This window comes from Methylobacterium tarhaniae (genome assembly GCF_001043955.1).
Classification (GTDB): domain Bacteria; phylum Pseudomonadota; class Alphaproteobacteria; order Rhizobiales; family Beijerinckiaceae; genus Methylobacterium; species Methylobacterium tarhaniae.
The window spans coordinates 1-1,175 of record NZ_LABZ01000388.1; the positions used below are offsets into that span (position 1 = coordinate 1).

The 1,175-nt window shown below is 72.3% G+C and carries 1 protein-coding gene and 1 pseudogene; one reads left to right on the top strand and one right to left on the bottom strand.

Going from position 1 to position 1,175, the window contains the following annotated elements:
- The first annotated feature begins 228 nt into the window (after nucleotides 1–228).
- Complete coding sequence (locus VQ03_RS30185) at nucleotides 229–471, top strand: hypothetical protein (RefSeq protein ID WP_048454628.1); 243 nt, start codon at nucleotides 229–231, stop codon at nucleotides 469–471.
- A gap of 96 nt (nucleotides 472–567) precedes the next feature.
- On the opposite strand, the pseudogene VQ03_RS34165 reads toward VQ03_RS30185, so the two are convergent.
- Nucleotides 568–1,175 (bottom strand): annotated as a pseudogene (locus tag VQ03_RS34165) (hypothetical protein); the annotation flags it as partial.

Consider the following 1,175-nt stretch of genomic DNA (forward strand, 5'->3'; position numbering starts at 1 on the left):
ACGAGGGAGAGGTGTGCCGGTCGAGGCGTTAAGGCAGCCATAAATCTTTGCGACACATCGAGCCCGTACGGTTCTTCCTTCTTCCGCCCCAAGGCAGCGTCGGGTGCCGCGTGCGAGGGGTCTACGAGCGCGGTAGCGCGGCAGGCCGACCCTGCCAGCCTTGACCGAACCAACCGCCCCGTTGCTTGTTCCCTTTTCGTTCTCAATGATTCGGACGGAGGGCACACGATGCAGGCGAGACAGACCGGACCCGCTGAAGGCTCCTCCGCTGTCACCTCATGTCCCGTCGAGGCCATCGCCGCGGCCTACCTGTCACAGACCTCCGGCGACCTCGCCCTGGCCCTGCGATGCGCCATCACGGACGCCTTGGCCGATCTCCTGGACGCCGAACGCCGGACCCGTGAACGCAGCCGTCTCATCTCCCGGGGCTTCGTCCGTGGCCGCCTGGACGATACCGGTGATGCGCCTTGACGATCCACCGCCACCCCGTACGGGTGGCCTGCGTCCCATGCCCGGGCCGGCAGGGCAGCGATCGGCTCGGGAATCTCGTTGGTTCGACCGCCGGTCTCACATCCGGCACAGCCGGGCGAGCCGCCGGCCGGAGACCTGGCCGCGGGGCGTGCCGTCGCTCTGCACCGCTTCGCCGGCGAGGGCGATGCGGGTCGGGTTCTCGATCAGGGTGTAGCGGGTGCGCCAGGCCGGCAGGCCGAACTGCACCGCCCAGAGCCGCAGGGCTGCGCAGAAGCCGCGCAGGGTTCCGGGTCCGAAGCGCTGGGGATCGAGCACCGGCGCGACCTCGGCGGCGCCGTAGGGCAGGGCGCGGAAACCCGCGAGCAGGCCTGACCGGCCCTCCGCGAGCCCGAAGGCGGCGCTCTCTTCCACGCCCAGGGCCCCGATGCGGTCGGGCGGGTGGGTGGTGAGGGTGAGGGTCAGGGGCTGTTCGGCCACCAGCACCGCGGCGCGGTCCGGCGCTCCCGCGAGGTCGAGGGCCAGGGGCCGGTAGCCGGCGCCGGGCTCGCGCGGCGTGGTGAAGACGAGGCCGATCAGGTCGAGGGTGGCGGCCGAGCCGGAGACCCGGTCGGGATGGGCGGTCCAGCCGATCAGCCGCTCGCGCTGGTCGGCGCGCTCGGCCGCCACGTCGGGGGCCTGGATCTCCCCGACCGGGAACGTGCCCC

Excerpts from the sequence above, each read along its gene's own strand:
- VQ03_RS30185 (WP_048454628.1), top strand. The coding sequence starts at position 229 with ATGCAGGCGAGACAGACCGGACCCGCTGAAGGCTCCTCCGCTGTCACC.